Genomic DNA, 18058 nt, shown 5'->3' on the forward strand with positions numbered 1-18058 from the left:
TTCGGCTAGCTGGGCCAGCGACAAGCTGCCAACGATGATCAGAATTGATCGTCCGATCATGCGGTCTCCGATTTCGGAATGAATACGCCTCGTAAATCAATTTCAAGGAGTATCTCGACAGGAGCGAAAAGTTGTCATGGGGCGATCACATGATGTCGAGACTGACTAACGATGGATGTGCGGAGCCGCGCATTTCCTCGAGATTCATAAAGTGAGAGAGTAAGTCAATTGCTGATCGAGCTGATCATAGGTCGGCTAGACATTGAATTACTGCCGTTCGGTTGCGCGCCCCACTATGTCCGAGAAGGGTCGAAGAACGAAACCGCTCGCGCGGTAGGGGGCTGCGGTCCGACGCTAGAGGTCAGGGAGAGGCCGGTCGCGCGGTTTTATGTTGACGAATGAGGCAATCCGCCTCGTTCTTCAACAGGAGCCGCACTATGACCTCCTCCCAACCGACCGTCAGCCCTCTACCGCGCGAGCGGCTTCGTTCGTCGACCCGTTGCAGACGGTCATTATCCGGCGACTTGTACGGCGCTTCTCGCACTGCCATGGACATTCAAGTGATGAAATCGCTGGCCGGTTCTCAGCCTTCACATACTGCGAGGCCATCAGCCGGACAGTGTGGCCGAGCTTCTGGATTCCGCGCCCATTAGTGCGCTCCCCAGCAGACCCTGCGCAAGCGGTCGCGTGCATCATGAAATTCACCGATGTCGACGCTATACTAGCCTGCGCCAGTGTCTCCTTCTGCCAGTAGAGCCGTTCAAGTGTCTCACGCTGCACGCTAACTCCTGGCACTTTTCCTGAATCCAGCAATTGCTCTTCACTGCGGTCGCTTGAGGCAATGAGGTTGGGTTGATGCGCAATCGTGGAAGGTTCCTGTTCCCTGTTATTAGATTGGTCCTGAACACGTATTCGTTGGCATGCCTGATCACTTTAAATCTGCGGTTGGCCGTTGATCGACTTCAGTTCGTCATTCAGCCAGCGCCGATCCCACTCTTCCCACCGACGCTTCGACGATTCCGCGATCGACCCAAGGTTTAGATCGACCAACCATGGTGCAGGCTCCTGGTCCGTTGGTTGTGGGCTGCGTGCGTTTCGCATGCGGCAATCTTGCGCGTCGATACCAGCAGGTAGAGGCGATCGACCACCGTGCAATACAAACCAACCGCCGCGCGCCGCATCCTTATTCCGTGGTTGCGAAAATTTGCAGTCACACCCGAACGCAACTACGGGCAGTTCAGGCGTTCGGCATGCAACAGACACCGGGTTTCTGTTGAAGGCTTGTTCTCACTGGATCCCACGCGCACGGCAAATCGGCGCGCATGCGATTCATCACGCGAAAGGAATGAAGATGAAGATCGAAGGTGCTGTCGTTTTCGTAACGGGCGCGAACCGCGGGCTTGGCCTCGAGTTCGCGAAGCAGGCGCTCGCAAGAGGAGCGCGCAAGGTTTATGCGGGCGCGCGCGATCCGGCCAGCGTGACGTTGCCGGGCGTGGTGCCCGTTAAGCTCGACGTGACCGATCCGGCGGCCGTGGCGGCGGCCGCCGACGCAGCGCTCGACGTCACGCTGCTGATCAACAACGCGGGCATCGCTCGGTTTGGCAACCTCATTGACGACGGCGCACCCGACGCATTGCGCGATCACTTTGAAACCAACGTGTTCGGAATACTGGCGATGTCACGCGCGTTCGCGGGCAAGCTCGCTGCCAACGGCGGCGGCGCGATCCTGAACGTGCTGTCGGTCGCGAGCTGGGTGAACCGGCCGATGTTGTCGGGCTACGGCGTTTCGAAATCTGCCGCGTGGGCGCTGACCAACGGCCTGCGCCATTCGCTGCGCGAGCAGCGCACGCAGGTCGTCGGGCTGCATGCCGGCTTCATCGATACGGATCTGGCGCGCGGGCTGGAAGTACCAAAGGCGACGCCGGCCGACGTGGTACGCCAGGCCTTCGACGCGATCGAGTCGGGGGCGGAGGAAGTGTCCACCGACGACTTCACGCGGCAGGTGAAGGCCGGGTTGTCGGCAGGTGTCTATTTGGACGAACCAGCGCCACGCTGAGGGCAGCGGAGCGTTCGTCCGTCGCGTCGCGCGCGCGCTCGCCCGCTCGCGACGGAATGGCCTGCCGGATCTGGCCGTGACGTCAAGGATGCCGGGAACATCACGTCCATATCCGCAAAGCGTAACAACGCCTTTCATGGGTAGCCGCTCGCGTGAAAACTGGACTTCGGTCAGCTGGTTCATCACGTTGTTTTCATTGTTGCGGACCATGTGTCCGCCAGGAAAAACAAACTCTTTTGCCGCCTCTTTTTGACCCCCTCCAGATTGGCGACTTCACGTTGCCGAACCGCATCGTCATGGCCCCGCTGACCCGTAAGCGCGCCGGTGACCAACGCGTGCCCAATGCGCTGATGGCAAAGTACTGCGCCGAGCGAGCCTCCGCCGGGCTGATTCTCACCGAAGCCACTTCCGTGACGCCGCAAGGCGTCGGCTACGCCGCGACTCCGGGCATCTGGTCGCAAGAACAGGTCGCTGGCTGGAAGCTCGTCACCGAGGGCGTGCACGCCTTGGCGGCAAGATCTTCCAGCAACTTTGGCATGTCGGCCGCGTGTCGGACCCGATCTTCCTGAACGGCAATCTGCCGGTCGCACCGAGCGCGATCGCACCGCAAGTCCACGTGAGCCTCGTGCGTCCGCAGCGGCTGTGTGTCACGCCGCGCGCGCTTAACCTGGCCGAAATTCCAGGCATCGTCGATGCCTACCGCACGGGTGCCGAAAACGCCAAGACCGCTGGTTTCGACGGTGTCGAAGTGCACGGTGCGAACGGCTATCTGCTCGACCAGTTTCTGCAGGACAGCACAAACCATCGCACTGACTCATACGGTGGCTCGATTGAAAACCGCGCCTGCCTCCTGCTCCAGGTAACCGATGCGTGCATCGAAGTTTGGGGCGCGAATCGCGTCGGCATGCACCACGTGCCACGCGGCGACATAGGTACGATGGGCGATTCGGACGCATCGGCTACCTTCGGCTATGTCGCGCGCGAACTCGGCAAACGCACCATCGCGTTTATCGCTGCCCGTGAATCGCTCGGCGACAAGCGTCTCGGTCCGCACCTGAAAGCCGCGTTCGGCGGTCCGTATATCGCGAACGAGAAGTTCACCCGAGAATCGGCACAGCGAGTACTCGATGCAGGCGAAGCGGATGCCGTTGCATGGGGTCAGTTGTTTATCGCCAACCCGGACTTGCCGCGCCGCTTCGAACTCAACGCGCCTTTGAATCAGCCCAATCCTTCGACGTATTACGCCGAAGGGGAAACCGGTTTCACGGATTATCCAAAACTGGAAATGGAGAATTGATCGAAGTCCCGGCTCGCGGAAATCGGTGGGTGTCAACGTACTTGCCGCTTCAGTTATGCAGCCAATTACGGCTTACACGCGGCGTGCGATGCCACTGCGTGCTGCGCTGCTTAAGAGAGATTTTTTTCGGGGAATTCGCGCCGCGAGCAGGCGCGGTTTTGGACACGGTCTCGAGGTCTAATACATAGGTTAAGGATGCGCGTTTTGCTGGAAAGGCGGCGCTCGCCACTGATGGCAACAGCGGCATCGGGTTCACCGCACCGAAGCTTTCGATCGCCAAAGGCGCTCGTGCTGTGACCATCGCTCGTGATCGCACGAAACTGAATCAGTCGCTATCCGAACTCGGTGAAAACGCGTTCGGCACTCAGGCCGATCTCGACGATGAAAGCTTTCGACCGTTTTTCGTGAGACCGACTCTCACCTGGCGCTCGTCTCCGGGATCGCGCTGCCTTTCCAGATAATCCCAGAGTTTTACTGCATCCTCATCTCCGGTCAGGCGGTTTCCAGTGTGCCCGAATGAAGTGGCACGTGTATCCATCGGGATTGCGTTCCAGATAGCCCTGATGTCCCAGTTCAGTTTGACTAAATCGCATCGGATAATAGCGTATGCGATTTATATCTTGACATAGTACAACCGCTGGGCAGAAATCCCAGCCATGTCAATAGCGCACAACGAGTTGCCCACGATTTATCGATCGCGGGCCACGAAGCGACTATTTGAGTACTAGCTGCGCTTCCGCCCGCTGCAGAAGTGGCGGCATGGCAAACGGAATGCCGATGCACACGATGGCAGACCGTAGGTAGACCTCCACTGGCCTCGCGGTGCGGTTTCGAACTCATGCTGCGAGCCCTCCCCTGAACCAAGGTTTAGAGCACCCAACCATGTGTGCAGGCTTTCGGCCCGCTGGGTGCAGACCGCCTGCGTTTCGCGTGCGGCAATCGTGCGACTCGATACCAAGAGCTTGAATCGATCGACCACGGCGCAATACAAACCAACCGCCGCGCGCCTCATGCTCACTCCCGGGTTGTGAAGATTTGCATTCACACCCGAACGCAACCACTGGTTGCCAAGGAGTTTGTCATGGATCAGATGCCCGGTTTCAGTCGTCCTCTCTTCCGGGGAACTGCAGCGGCAATCGTTGAAGGACAGGAGCGAGCCATAAACGTCGTGGATCCCTCAGCGGCGCCTGGGCTCTCACCCCAGTTCAACGTCGCGTCGCTGTTTCACCCGGGCCACGCGCTCTCCATCCTGTGTGATCGCTGTGAAGAGCTTCGCCGGATCCGGCGGGAAGAAAACATGGACGATTTCTTCGGCATTGAAGACCTCCTATCCCAGGCCTATGAAGACGCGGTGTACGCCGCGCTGATGCCTACCTGAACGACACCGCTTCCCGAGTTCGCCAGCTGCCGCTTCCCGAGGCTCATCCGTGAGATGGATTGGAGCGCGAGCGGAGTGGTCGGGCTCGACCCGATTCCGGCGCGCGATCTACGCCCTATCGCGCCGGCAATGGTGCGCGGCGCAACGAGTGTCCGCGCTTAGACAACTGGGCTAACCAATGAGGAATTTGCAATGACCACCAAGATCCAGACCGTGCTGCTCACGGGCAAAACTCAGACAACTGCCAGCCGCGGCAAAGGTGCTTCCCGCGGCGATGAACGGCTCGACATCCAACTCTCGACCCCTGGCAAGGCTGGTAACGAGATCGTGTTCACCGCGATCCAGATGCATCCGACCGCGGAGCAGTTGTTCGCGGGTGCCTGGTCGGCCTGCTACACCGGCGCGCTCGGCCTAGCGGCCAAGGCGAAGAAGGTCACGCTGCCACCCGACCTGGCCGTTGAGATCGAGGTCGATCTAGGCATGACCGGCGACGAGTATTTCATCCAGGCCCGATTCAACGTTCGCGTGCCCGGCGTTGCACAAGACCTCGCCGAAGCCATCGCGCACTCGGCACATCAGATCTGCCCGTACTCGAAGGCTGTGCACGGCAACATCGACGTCGCGGTGAACGTCATCACGGCGTAATCCGGCAAGGCTTGCGCCTCTCACCGAACATCTGTCAGGGAATTTCCATCATGAAGACCAGGCTCATCGTTGCACTGCTCGTCGCCTTTTCGGCGTCCGCCGCCGCTCCCGCATTCGCCAGCGGCTACGGCCCCGCCCCGTTTTACCGGCCCGCGGTTGGCGCACCAGCGTCGCAACGCGGTCAGAGCGCGCAAACCTTCGCCGCCGGGCGCGACGCCGTAGCGGACTCGCAAGTGGCATATACCGGGGTAGTCGCCGGATACTCCCAGGCGGGCAGTCATGCCGCCGCGACGGCGCGCGACAACCTTTTTGCGCGTCACTAGATCGCGCATCCCTCCGTCGCTGGATCGTCGCACATCGTCGTTCCGCATGCGCGCCGGTCACAGCGTCGGAGGAAACATGGTTCATCTACCAGGGGAGGAGTAGACAATGTTCAGTCACGTGGTGGTCGGCACCAACGACCTTGAAAAAGCAAAGCGCTTCTACGATGCCGTGCTAGGCGCGCTCGGCTATGGCGAAGGTGTCAGCGATGACAACGAGCGGCGCCGGCGCTATGTATATCGCGCCGACATGGGATTTTTCATCATTACCGAGCCGCTCGATGGTCAGCCAGCTACCCACGCCAATGGAGGAACAGTCGGCTTTATCAGCCAGTCGGCCAGCCAGGTCGATCTCTGGCACGCCACCGGGGTCGCACATGGCGGCCAATCTGCCGAGGCTCCGCCCGGCGTGCGCGAAGCCCCGTTTGGCAGCCTGTATCTCGCCTATCTGCGCGACCCAGATGGCAACAAGCTCTGCGCCCTACATCGCCTTGCGGCCTGACTCGAGGAGCGACGATGAAGGAAAGCGAGAGCAACGTAGCCGGCTCGCGCTACCACTCGGCCCTTCATCCCGCAGAGGGGACGTTGACCGCCCATGGCTTGCGGAATATCATGAAATTCATTCCGATGAACCTTCAATCGCCGACCAAAGTGGTGCCGAATTCAGATACATGCGTTGTGGTCATCGACGACGACACGCAGTTTCGAGAATCGCTCGAACGCCTCTTGCGGTCGGCCGGTCTGCGCGCGCAAGGGTTTGATTCGATAGCCGAGTTTGTGAAATCCGGGCCGCCTGATTGTCCTACCTGTCTCGTTCTGGATGTGAGAATGCCAGGAAGGAGCGGTCTGGAGTTTCAGCGCGATCTTGCCGCGGCAGGCTCAGCGCTTCCGATTATCTTCATCACCGGGCATGGTGACATTCCGATGACTGTGCAGGCGATGAAGGCGGGTGCCATCGAGTTTCTGACGAAGCCGTTCCGGGATCAGGATCTTCTGGATGCCGTGAACGTAGGGCTCGCTCGAGACCGCGCACGCCGCGAGAACGAAGAATCGCTGAGCGCGCTCAGGGCCCGATTCGAAGAACTCACGCCGCGTGAACGCGCGATTCTCCTCCAGGTCGTGCAGGGTCGGCTGAATAAGCAGATTGCCGACGATATGGGTATCACCGAAACCACGGTGAAGGTTCATCGAAGTAACATGATGCACAAGATCGAGGCCGCATCGCTCCCTGAACTCTGCCGGATGGCGGACAGACTCAACCTTCTGCCGAAGAAAGCTGAGCGCTCGTAGTCGCCGGGATCTCGGGGGGGCGTTTCTCCGGGTGCCCGCCCGGTCACACCTAAACCAAGGCTTAGAGATCCAGCCTCGCTGCGGGAGTACTCTTGTCAACAGAGCAGTACTCGGTCGAGCTGTTGGTTGGGCTCGTCGTCGAGGCTGCAAGTGACGCACCGGAAACTGCCGTGCCCGAGCCATCCTTGATTTCCATTGTCGATGACGACCAGTCTTTTCGCGACTCCATGCGAAGACTGCTCAAGTCGCACGGCTACACCGTCGCGGTGTTCACGTCCGCGGCCGAATTCCTCGCGTCTACCCAACTGCTCGCAACCGCCTGCCTCGTCGCTGACATACACATGCCCGCGATGACGGGTGCTGAGCTTTACGAGCATCTGACCGCAACCGGGCACGCCATCCCAACGATCCTGATCACGGCCTATCCGGAAGATAGCGTCCGGCAACGCATGTTGAGTCTGGGAGTCGGCGGCTACCTGCACAAGCCATTGGACGAGGCCGTCCTGATCGATTGCCTCCGCCGCGCCTTCGCGCGCGGCAAGGTGCCACGAGTCGCACCATGAATACGCTCGACGGCGATTTGGACAATGACTCTCCCGAAGTGCTGTGGGAGGACGCCGAGCGCGTCTTCTACAGACTTAGGCGTATTGATGCCGAAGGTGATCGATACGCTTTCATGCCAACGCGCTCCGACGACCGGCAGGCCATGCTCGACGTATCCCGCCGCCTGAAGCACGAATACGAACTCAGGGACTCTCTCGACGCGGAGTGGGCGTTGCGGCCCGTTGAACTCGTGCAGGAGCAGGGACAGACATCGCTATTCGTCGAGTTTTCCGGAGGCATCCCGCTCGATCGCCTTATCCGTCAGCCCATGGAAATCGATCGGTTTCTCCGCCTGGCACCAGCCATGGCATCCACACTCAGTCGGCTTCACGGAGGCGGGCTGATACACAAGGACATCAAGCCTTCCAATGTGATTGTGGATTCGGAAACGGAGCGCGTCTGGCTCACCGGCTTCGGCATTGCATCCCGCCTCCCGCGCGAGCGCCAGTCGCTCGAACCCCTTGAGTTCATCGCCGGAACGTTCGCTTATATGGCGCCCGAGCAAACCGGACGGATGAACCGCTCGATTGATTCGCGAAGCGACCTGTACTCGCTTGGCGTCACATTCTACGAAATGCTGACAGGCGGTCTTCCGTTCACGGCATCCGAGCCGATGGAATGGGTGCACTGTCACATCGCGCGACAGCCAACAAACCCCAGCGAGCGACTGGCGAGTATTCCGCTCGCCATCTCGGCGATCACGATGAAGCTGCTCGCCAAGACCGTCGAGGAGCGATATCAAACGGCGGCGGGTGTCGAGAGCGACCTTCGGCACTGCTTCACCGAATGGAACGCGACCGGCCGCATCCACGACTTCGCGCCAGGCGAACATGACACGCCAGACCGCCTAATGATCCCCGAGAAACTCTATGGGCGCAGCTCGGAGGTCGACACGCTTCTCGCCGCGTTCGATCGCATCGTTGCTGGAGGCATGGCCGAGCTGGTGCTCGTCTCCGGATACTCGGGCATCGGCAAATCCGCTGTCGTCAACGAGCTCCAGAAGCTGCTAGTTCCCTCTCGCGGGTTGTTCGCGTCAGGCAAGTTCGACCAGTACAAGCGTGACATTCCGTATGCCACGCTGGCGCAGGCGCTCCGGGGACTGATCCGTCCGCTCCTGAGTAAAAACGAAGAAGACTTGAGCAGATGGCGTGACGCGCTTCGCGAAGCGCTGTTTCCGAATGGACTCCTCATGGTCGAGCTCGTCCCCGAACTGAAGCACATCATCGGGGAACAGCCCCCGGTGCCTGAGCTTCCTCCGCAGGATGCGCAGGCGCGCTTTCAGTTGGTATTACGGCGATTCATCGGCGTATTAGCGCGGCCTGAGCATCCGCTCGCGCTCTTCCTCGACGATCTGCAGTGGCTGGACGCAGCCACGCTCGACCTGCTAGAGGACTTGCTCACACGCTCTGATCTGAAGCACCTCTTGCTGATCGGCGCTTATCGCGACATTGAGGTCACCGCCACCCACCCATTGGTACGCAAGCTGGTAGCCCTTCGCCAAGCCGGAGTGGCATTGCGGGAAATCGTCCTCGCCCCGTTGGCTCGCGACGACCTGGTGCAACTGCTGGCGGACTCTCTTCGTTGCGCTCCAGAGCACGTCGTTCCGTTGGCGCAATTGATCGACGAGAAGACGTCTGGCAATCCATTTTTCGCGATCCAGTTCATTTCCATGCTGGTAGACGAAGGGGCGCTCGCCTTTGACTACGGTGAAGGGCGATGGTCATGGGACCTGAACCTCATCGATGCCAAGGGCTATACGGACAACGTCGTGGAGTTGATGGTCGGAAAATTGAGCCGCTTGCCGTTGGCAACACAGGAGGTGCTGCGTCAGTTCGCCTGTCTGGGAAACAGCGCCGAATTCGACTTGCTGCAGATGGCCTGTCAGGAACCGATCGAGGTATTGCACGATCACCTGTGGGAGGCCGCTCGCGCTGGTTTGATCGTTCGCTCGAACGACGAGTACCGCTTTCTGCACGACCGCGTGCAGGAGGCTGCCTATTCACTGATCCCGCAAAACATGCGCGCCGAGACGCATCTGCGCCTGGGCATGCGTCTGGCCGAGCACATGCCGGTGGGGAGGCGGGACGAGGCCATATTCGAGATCGTCAATCAACTGAACCGCGGTTCCCACCTCATCACGTCGGTCGATGAGCGGGAGAAAGTTGCCGAACTCAACCTGATCGCTGGTCGGCACGCAAAGATATCGACCGCCTATGTCTCGGCACTCAAGTACCTGAAGGCGGGTAGCGTCCTCCTTGCCGAGCAGACGTGGGAGCGCAACTACACGCTCATGTTCTCCATCGAGTACCTGATGGCCGAGTGCGAAATGTTGACGGGAGATATGTCGCTCGCCGAGACTCGGCTCGCGCGCCTGGCCGAGCGGGCAAAAGGCCGCCACGACTTCTGCGCTGCGACAATTTTGCAGATCAGGCTCTACACCGCGCTGGACCAGAGCGATCGAGGTCTGGAGGTCTTTTTAGAGTGGCTACGCCGTGAAGGAACCGTGTGGCCGAAACATCCGACCCGCCAGGATGCGACGCGCGAATACGAACGAATCTGGCTGCTGCTCGGCAGTCGGACAATTGAAGAATTGGTCGAACTGCCACTGGCAACGGACCCGGATGTTCTTGACACTCTGGACGTCTTCACGGAAGCAGTCGCGACATCCAATTTCTTCGACGAGCACCTGTCATCACTTATCGTGTGCCGCATGGTGACTCTCAGCCTCGAACACGGCAACTGCGATGCGTCGTGCTTCGCCTATGTCTGGATGGCGATTGTCGCCGGACCGCGTTTTGGCAACTACCGCGACGGCTTCCGGTTTGGCCAACTGGGCTACGACCTGGTTGAGAAGCGCGGCCTGCAGCGCTATCAGGCGCGAACCTACCTGTGTGTCGGCGCTCTTGTGATGCCATGGACGCACCACCCAGCCAGTGGGCGCGAGCTGATGCGCCGAGCATTCGACGCATCCAGCCGGCTTGGCGACGTTACCTATTCCGGCTATAGCTGGAACACGTCGATCACCATTTGTCTGGCGGTAGGAGATCATCTCGCAGATACGCAACAGGTGGCCGAAGAAGGTGTTGCGTTTTCCAGCAAGGCACGTTTGGGTCTTGTCAGTGCCGCCTGCAGTGCGCACCTTGGGCTGATCCGAACCCTCCGTGGTCTGACTGCGGCATTCGGACAGATGGATCACGACGAAGAGAGTGAGCTCGCGACCGAACATAATCTGGCCAGCAATCCTAATCTGGCGCTCGCCGAATTCTATTATTGGTGCCGTAAATTGCAGGCACGGTTTTTTGCGGGAGACTATGCATCGGCTGTTGATGCCGCGCGCAACGCGCAGCGTCTGCTCTGGACATCGACGCTGAATTTTGAAAGTGCGGAATTTCATTTCTATGGTGCGCTTGCACGCGCCGCAGCTTGGGATCAGGCTTCCTCCGACCAGAAGAAGGTGCACTTCGAAGCGCTGACAGCCCACCACAAACAGCTCGAAGCATGGGCAAAGCTTAACCCGGTAACCTTCGAGAACCGCACAGCAAGCGTTGGCGCCGAAATCGCGCGAATCGAGGGTCGCGCGCTGGAAGCCGAGGCGCTCTTTGAGAAGGCCGCCCGGTCGGCCCAAAGGCACGGCTTTGTCCACAACGAAGCGATCGCCAATGAACTCGCGGGGCGCTTTTACGCGGCGCGTGGCTTCGAAAGGATTGCAAACACCTACCTGCGGGACGCAAGAAACTGCTACCTTCGTTGGGGAGCTGACGGAAAGGTTCAACAGCTCGACCAGTTGTATCCACAGCTCAGGATGGACAAGCCGACTACCGACATCACGAGCACGATGGTGGCACCTGTCGAGCACCTGGATCTTGCGACTGTGATCAAGGTCTCGGAAGCGCTCTCTGGCGAGATCGTCCTGGAGAACCTGATCGGCACGCTGGCGCGTACGGCCGTCGAGCATGCCGGTGCCGAACGAGGTGTACTCATTCTTCCGGGAGGCGATAGATATTGGATAGAAGCGGAAGTCACGACCAGCGGTGACAAGATGGAGGTCCATCTCCCACGAACGAACCTCACCGCAGCAGCTCTGCCCGAATCCGTTTTCCGTTACGTCCTGCGTACCAAGGAAAGCGTGCTGCTGCATGATGCCTCGGCCCAGAATCCATTCTCCGACGATGACTACATTCGGGAGCACCGCACGAGGTCGGTACTCTGCCTGCCGATACTGAAGCAGACGAGGCTGCTAGGGGTGCTGTACCTGGAAAACAATCTGACGGTCGGTGCCTTTACACCCGCTCGAATGGCAGTCCTCAAGCTGCTGGCATCGGAGGCCACCATCTCGATGGAGAACGCGCGCCTGTACTGTGACCTTGCCGAACGCGAGGGCAGAATCCGGCGCCTCGTGGATGCCAACATCATCGGGATCTTTTTCTGGGATCTCAACGGCAGGATTCTCGAGGCAAACAGCGCCTTTCTTCGCATGCTGGGATACGACCGTGATGACGTCTCTTCAGGGCGTATCCGCTTGACGGAACTGACGCCGCCGGAGTGGCGGGATCGTGATGATCAAACCTTCGATCCAGAACTGAAGGCGACGGGTCGAGTGCAGCCTTATGAGAAGGAGTTCTTCCGCAAGGACGGTGGCCGCGTCCCTGTCCTGATCGGGGCCGCGACTTTCGAAGGGGATGTGCACCAAGGTGTAGCATTCGTGCTCGACCTGACTGAGCGCAAGAGCGCTGCGGACGCCATGCGCGAGGTGCAGGCGGAACTGGCGCACGCGAACCGCCTGGCCACCATGGGACAGCTCGCGGCTTCCATCGCCCACGAAATCAACCAGCCGATCGGCGCAGCACGCAATAACGCTCATGCGGCGCTGCGCTTTCTCGAGAGAGAGCCACCAGACCTGGCGGAAGTCAGTGAAGCGCTCGAATGCGTGGTCACCGATACCTACCGGGCTGGCGACATCATTAGCAGAATCCGCGATCAAGTCAGAAAAGTACCTCCCCGCCAGGAGAGCGTCGACCTGAACGATGCCATCGGCAATGTGATTGCGCTCGTGCGAGGCGAGTTGTCGAAGAATTGCGTGACGGTCCAGATGCAACTAGCGGAGGGACTGCCGTCTGTTCGCGGAGATCGAGTTCAATTGCAGCAAGTGATGCTGAATCTGATCCTCAACGCGATCGAGGCCATGGCCGGCGTCGATGCCGAGGCGCGGAAACTGGTGATTTGCACCGAATTGAGTCCGTCGCGGGGCCTGCTCGTCACGGTCGGGGACTCAGGCCCCGGCATCACACCGGAGGATCGCGAGCGGGTTTTCGAATCCTTCTACACCACCAAGGCTGGCGGAGTGGGAATCGGCCTCGCAATCTGCCGCTCCATCATCGACGCCCACGGCGGAAAACTGTGGGCGGACGCCCATCGGCCGCGCGGCGCGGCTTTCAAATTCACGCTACCTGCCCTCTCCTGAACCAAGGTTTAGAGCGGCCAACCATGTGCGCAGGCTCTCGGCTCGCAGGTTCAAGACCACCTGCGTTTCGCCTGCTGCTATCACATGCGTCGATACCAGGAGCTCAAAAGCAATCGACCACGGCGCAATACAAGCCAACCGCCGCGCGGCACATCCTGACTCCCGGGCTGTGAACATTTGCAGTCACAACCGAACGCAACCATAGGTTGCCGAGGAGTTGGCCATGCAACAGACGCCGTCGGCGAGCGCGGTCGAAGTGAGAGCAAACGCAGGCCGCGACCCCCAACCGATATTTCGCGAAACCCACACGACCAACGCGACGACTGCTCCGACCGTTGCGCAAGACGAGCATTTTCCGCTCGGCGCGCACATCGTGACGCCTCGCCGCTGGTACACGCATCACGGCATCTACGTCGGAGCGGGCCAGGTCGTTCACTACGACGGCCTGTCTTCGTCACTGCGCCGCGGTCCCGTCGCGAAGGTTAGCCTCGCCGAGTTCTCCAATGGCTACCCGGTGTGTCTGCACAGTGATGTGGACGTGACGTACTCCGGCACGGAAATCGTAGCGCGTGCCTGCTCTCGCATAGGCGAAGACGCCTACGATGTACTTCGCAACAACTGCGAGCATTTCTGCTCCTGGTGCCTGACCGGAGTCGCTCGCAGCCCGCAAGTCGACCGCCTGTTGTTGAGCTCGCCCGCGGTGGCGCTCACCGTCCAACTTCTAGCCTGCTGCGTCAACGGGTGGAGTACCGCTCGGGACGCACTCCTGCCTCTCGTCAGCTGATCAAGCGTCTTGCCGGCCCTCTGCTAAACCAACGTTCAGTGCACCCAGCCATGTGCGCAGGCTCTCAGCCCTCTGGTTTAAGACCACCCGCGTTTCCGTCCCGGTATCCCTGCGCGTCGATACCAAAGAGGGCAACCCGCTCGACCACGGCGCAATACAAGCCAACGACGGTGTCCGGCATTCTCACTCCCGGGTTGTGAACATTTTCGGTCACACCCGAGTGCAACCACCCGTTGCCAAGGAGTTCGCCATGCAACAGACGCCAGACTTCGGTCGCCGTCGTCTCTTTTTCGGAGCTGCAGCGGTAGCCGCTGCAAGCACGCTAGGTTTTCTCAGTTTTTCAGATAGGAGTCGTGCCATGAGTCAAGCTGCACAACAGATGGGTACCGACGGAGTTGCCATCCGTCCGTTTCACGTCAGTATTCCGGAGTCGAATCTTAACGAATTGCGCCGACGCATCAACGCGACAAAGTGGCCCGAACGGGAAACGGTTACGGACGACTCGCAAGGCGTTCAGCTCGCCACGATTCAGGCACTCGCGCGCTATTGGGGAACGGACTACGACTGGCGCAAGGTCGAGGCGCGGCTGAACGCTCTGCCGCAGTTCGTGACCGAAATCGACGGACTGGACATTCACTTCATCCACGTTCGTTCGAAGCATGAGAACGCATTGCCGCTCATCGTCACGCACGGGTGGCCCGGATCGATCATCGAACAGATGAAGATTATCGAACCCCTAACTAATCCCACCGCACATGGCGGCAGCGCATCGGATGCGTTTCACCTGGTAATTCCGTCGATTCCGGGCTACGGTTTCTCAGGTAAACCGACTGACACTGGCTGGGACCCCCAACACATTGCGCGAGCCTGGGTCGTCCTCATGAAGCGTATTGGGTACACGAAATTCGTGGCTCAAGGGGGCGACTGGGGCGCGGTCATCACCGAGCAGATGGGTGTTCAGGCGGCTCCGGAGTTGCTCGGCATTCATACCAACATGCCCGGCTCGGTCCCTGTCGACATCGACAAGGCGGCATTCTCAGGTGCGCCAGCGCCATCCGGTCTCTCGCCCGACGAGAAACTCGCTTATGAGCGCCTGCAATTCGTCTACCAGAAGGGCATCGGCTACGGCTACCAGATGGGGCTGCGCCCGCAGACCCTGTACGCACTGGCGGATTCGCCGGTCGGTCTGGCCGCGTATTTCCTCGACCACGACCAGCGCAGCTATCGGCTGATCTCTCGGGTCTTCGCGGGGCAAACCGCCGGTCTCACCCGAGACGACATCCTCGACAACATCACGCTCACCTGGCTGACGGACACTGCGCTTTCTTCGGCCCGGCTCTATTGGGAGAACAAGCTCACGTATTTCGGTGTCAAGGGCGTCACGATCCCAGTTGCCGTGAGTGTCTTTCCTGACGAGCTCTATCCGACGCCGCGGAGTTGGGCGGAGCGGGCGTTCCCCAAGCTTATCCACTACAACAAGGTCGACCGCGGTGGCCACTTCGCGGCCTGGGAACAACCAGCGATCTTCTCGGAAGAGGTCCGCGCGGGCTTCAAGCCGCTGCGCGCCTAACCAGCACGAGGAAGCTCCATGGAAGAAGCATCGTCTGTGGAGACTCCGGAACATGCGCCCACTCGACCACAGGAAAGAGACAACATGGAACCGTTTCGCGTCGATGTACCCGATGATGTGCTGAATGATCTACAGACACGTCTCAAGCTCACGCGCTGGACCGACGACTTCGCAAACGAAAGCTGGCAGTATGGCACCAACACCGCCTACCTCAAGGATCTGGTCTCTTACTGGATCGCGAGCTACGACTGGCGCGAGCACGAGCGCGCGATCAATGCTTATCCGCAGTTCCGCACTGAGATTGATGGAGTGCCGATCCACTTCATCCACGTGCGCGGCAACGGTCCTCACCCCAAGCCGCTGATCCTCTCCCACGGCTGGCCCTGGACATTCTGGGAATACCACAAAGTGATCGGTCCTCTCAGCGACCCCGGCTCACACGGTGGCGATCCCGCCGATGCCTTCGACCTCGTGGTGCCGTCTTTGCCTGGCTACGGGTTCTCCACGCCGCTGCGCAAGCCTGGCGTCAATTTCTGGCGCACTTCCGGACTTTGGGTGACGCTTATGGAGCGGCTGGGCTATCCGCGTTTTGCTGCACACGGCGCCGATTGGGGTGCGCTTATCACGGCCGACCTGGGTCATCGCTATCCCGAGCGCGTGATGGGTGTCCACTTCCCGATGACGCTACCGTTGGATCTGTTCAGCGGCGGAGTGCCGGCGCCCGAAGACTACGACGCAGACGAAGCGCCGTTGTCCGCACGCTTGCAGAACTTCTTCGCCACCGAGTCGGCCTACTCGGCGCTGCAAAGCACCAAGCCGCAGACCATCGCCGCAGCGCTCAACGATTCGCCCGTGGGGCTGGCGTCGTGGATACTCGAAAAGCAACGCAGCTGGAGCGATTGTAACGGTGACGTTGAAACCCGCTTCAACAAGGACGATCTGCTGACCACGATCATGATCTATTGGATCACGCAGAGCTACGGCACATCGGCTCGCTACTACTACGAGGCTGCACACGATCCGTGGGCGCCGGTGCACGACCGCGTGCCCGTAGTCGAGGCTCCAGTCGGCATTTCGGTGTTGCCAGAAGAGATATGCTGCGCCCCACGCCGCTGGGCCGAGCGGTACTACAACCTCAAGCAGAGGCGGTATCATTCCAGCGGTGGACACTTCGCGGCGTGGGAAGAGCCGCAGACTATCATCACGGATGTCCGCGATTTCTTCCGCTCGCTGAACTGACGCCTAAGCAGTCTTCCTTACCAATTGGAGACCTTATGAACCCTCCCCGGTCCCCGGCCCCATGTTGTTGTACTCCCACAGCCGGTTGAACGCAGGATCGCTCAGATTGCGGCCAGCCTGAATGTTCCCGTTAAAAGCCCGGTTCGTAGTTGCCGCGGAACTCCACGCCGTGGTGACATTGAAGCTCGAGTCGATGGGGTATCGCGAATCACAATCTGCATTGTGGGTCGCTACGGCTATATGGAGTCGCTCGACGTGCCAGTTCTGCTCAAGCAAGCCTTGCAGAGAACCGGACGAGAAACCTATGACGCCATTACCACCTCGCTCTACCTCGGGCGAGAGGCGCTCACAGTACATCCGGAACTGAACATCAGTCGCCGTTTGCTGTTGAGTCTGTTTATTCTGCTGCGCAATAACGAACTGGATGCGGCCACACATCTGGCGGTGCCGCCTAACCGCGTAGTGGAAATGGGCGCTAGACGCGACCTCGTTTAAGCGAAGGGGCGCCTGCATCGGCACCTGCGCTTGCACGCGTTACGCACACACAACCTGCTCGCTCAATGCGTCAACTGACATAAGGTCATCCACGCCGGTCTCGGCCGCCATCGCCGCGGATTGCGTAATAACTGAGTGGCCGATGTAGACTCGTCTACGGCCAACGATATGTCACAAACCCGAATGACTGAAACGGCTCGGGACTACGCGTTCGCTGACAACGACACCTGACATTCGTGGCTACCGGGACGGGAACGACAGGAAAGTGCCTTGAAGCTGCCTCATGGGCAGCGACAGCTGAACGTCAACTATGGCCGATGACCCGTCGTCAATCGACGGTACGGAATGGCCGCTCCTCCCCGATATGGGCATGCGTCGCCTTGCACGCCGGCATGCGTCTGGACCATCGACACTCCCGGGCGTGCACACGCGTCAAGCTGTTCACCATGTGAATCTTGACATTACAGATCGCTCGTCAAGAGGACCCAGGAGAAGTGCTCAGGTCAGAGCCAGGCGCCAGCCGCCCTGCCAGGTGAACGGGAAGAGCGCCTGGTTGCATTCGTCCAGTTGGCCCGGCGCGAATGGCGCTAAATACGATGCGTTTGCCCATTCCACGAATGAGGCCAGCCTCACGTAAGCCGGCTTCGGGGACGTGCGACGGTCCGCGTTCGGCAGTTGCCGGGAATGCCTGCCACCGAAGGCGCCACCTTTCTAGCGGGCCACAGATTGTTCGTTTCAATCATCCGTCCCTTTGCGCCTGGCACCTCGCGCCAGCTTCTGCCGGTTCACGAATTTCATGATTTTTTCGATAAAAATACAAATTTTACGGACAGAACATCGAATAAATCATGCGCCGTTCGTCCCGATCGAATACACTGATTACGCGTCTCCCGGACGTCGACACAGCGATCCATCTCCGG

13 protein-coding genes and 2 pseudogenes are annotated in these 18058 nt (G+C 60.0%); 13 read left to right on the plus strand and 2 right to left on the minus strand.

Annotated elements, in window-relative coordinates:
* Positions 1–1351 precede the first annotated feature (1351 nt).
* Together U5A52_RS41900 and U5A52_RS41905 are read left to right on the plus strand one after the other, a co-directional pair.
* Positions 1352–2056, plus strand: coding sequence for an SDR family oxidoreductase (locus tag U5A52_RS41900; protein WP_321940226.1), 705 nt, complete (start codon positions 1352–1354; stop codon positions 2054–2056).
* A 236-nt stretch (positions 2057–2292) separates the two neighbouring features.
* A pseudogene (locus U5A52_RS41905) lies at positions 2293–3353 on the plus strand (alkene reductase).
* A 49-nt stretch (positions 3354–3402) separates the two neighbouring features.
* Here the strand turns inward: U5A52_RS41905 and U5A52_RS41910 are convergent.
* Both U5A52_RS41910 and U5A52_RS43435 read right to left on the minus strand, forming a co-directional pair.
* Positions 3403–3633, minus strand: a complete 231-nt coding sequence (locus tag U5A52_RS41910) for a hypothetical protein (RefSeq protein WP_321940228.1) — start codon at positions 3631–3633, stop codon at positions 3403–3405.
* Between the two features lie 105 nt (positions 3634–3738).
* A pseudogene (locus U5A52_RS43435) lies at positions 3739–3813 on the minus strand (MarR family transcriptional regulator); the annotation flags it as partial.
* A 621-nt stretch (positions 3814–4434) separates the two neighbouring features.
* On the opposite strand from U5A52_RS43435, the gene U5A52_RS41915 reads away from it, so the two are divergent.
* From U5A52_RS41915 to U5A52_RS41965, 11 genes are all read left to right on the plus strand, one after another.
* Positions 4435–4731 (plus strand): hypothetical protein, encoded by a 297-nt coding sequence (locus U5A52_RS41915; RefSeq protein ID WP_321940230.1) that lies wholly within the window; start codon positions 4435–4437, stop codon positions 4729–4731.
* A gap of 192 nt (positions 4732–4923) precedes the next feature.
* Entirely contained in the window at positions 4924–5376 is a 453-nt protein-coding gene (locus U5A52_RS41920) for an Ohr family peroxiredoxin (protein ID WP_321940231.1), read from the plus strand.
* A 50-nt stretch (positions 5377–5426) separates the two neighbouring features.
* Positions 5427–5699 carry a hypothetical protein gene (locus U5A52_RS41925; protein WP_321940232.1) on the plus strand — a complete coding sequence of 91 codons (273 nt, stop codon included), beginning with the start codon at positions 5427–5429 and terminating at the stop codon, positions 5697–5699.
* Positions 5700–5805: 106 nt separating this feature from the next.
* Positions 5806–6198 carry a VOC family protein gene (locus U5A52_RS41930; RefSeq protein ID WP_321940233.1) on the plus strand — a complete coding sequence of 131 codons (393 nt, stop codon included), beginning with the start codon at positions 5806–5808 and terminating at the stop codon, positions 6196–6198.
* A 125-nt stretch (positions 6199–6323) separates the two neighbouring features.
* Positions 6324–6986 carry a response regulator transcription factor gene (locus tag U5A52_RS41935; protein ID WP_408602555.1) on the plus strand — a complete coding sequence of 221 codons (663 nt, stop codon included), beginning with the start codon at positions 6324–6326 and terminating at the stop codon, positions 6984–6986.
* A gap of 92 nt (positions 6987–7078) precedes the next feature.
* Positions 7079–7549: a response regulator transcription factor gene (locus U5A52_RS41940; protein WP_321940235.1), complete on the plus strand. Its 471-nt coding sequence runs from the start codon at positions 7079–7081 to the stop codon at positions 7547–7549.
* Positions 7546–13050 carry an AAA family ATPase gene (locus U5A52_RS41945; protein WP_321940237.1) on the plus strand — a complete coding sequence of 1835 codons (5505 nt, stop codon included), beginning with the start codon at positions 7546–7548 and terminating at the stop codon, positions 13048–13050. Before U5A52_RS41940 ends, U5A52_RS41945 begins: the two co-directional genes overlap by 4 nt.
* A 223-nt stretch (positions 13051–13273) precedes the next feature.
* Positions 13274–13834, plus strand: coding sequence for a lecithin retinol acyltransferase family protein (locus U5A52_RS41950; RefSeq protein WP_321940238.1), 561 nt, complete (start codon positions 13274–13276; stop codon positions 13832–13834).
* A gap of 250 nt (positions 13835–14084) precedes the next feature.
* The gene (locus tag U5A52_RS41955; RefSeq protein WP_321940240.1) at positions 14085–15404 is read left to right on the plus strand and encodes an epoxide hydrolase; all 1320 of its coding nucleotides are present in this window, start codon (positions 14085–14087) and stop codon (positions 15402–15404) included.
* An 18-nt stretch (positions 15405–15422) separates the two neighbouring features.
* Positions 15423–16643, plus strand: coding sequence for an epoxide hydrolase (locus U5A52_RS41960; protein ID WP_321940242.1), 1221 nt, complete (start codon positions 15423–15425; stop codon positions 16641–16643).
* Between the two features lie 222 nt (positions 16644–16865).
* Positions 16866–17138 (plus strand): KUP/HAK/KT family potassium transporter, encoded by a 273-nt coding sequence (locus U5A52_RS41965; RefSeq protein WP_415774141.1) that lies wholly within the window; start codon positions 16866–16868, stop codon positions 17136–17138.
* Positions 17139–18058 lie beyond the last annotated feature (920 nt).

Source organism: Paraburkholderia sp. J8-2, assembly GCF_905220195.1.
In the GTDB taxonomy this organism is placed as follows: Bacteria; Pseudomonadota; Gammaproteobacteria; order Burkholderiales; family Burkholderiaceae; genus Paraburkholderia.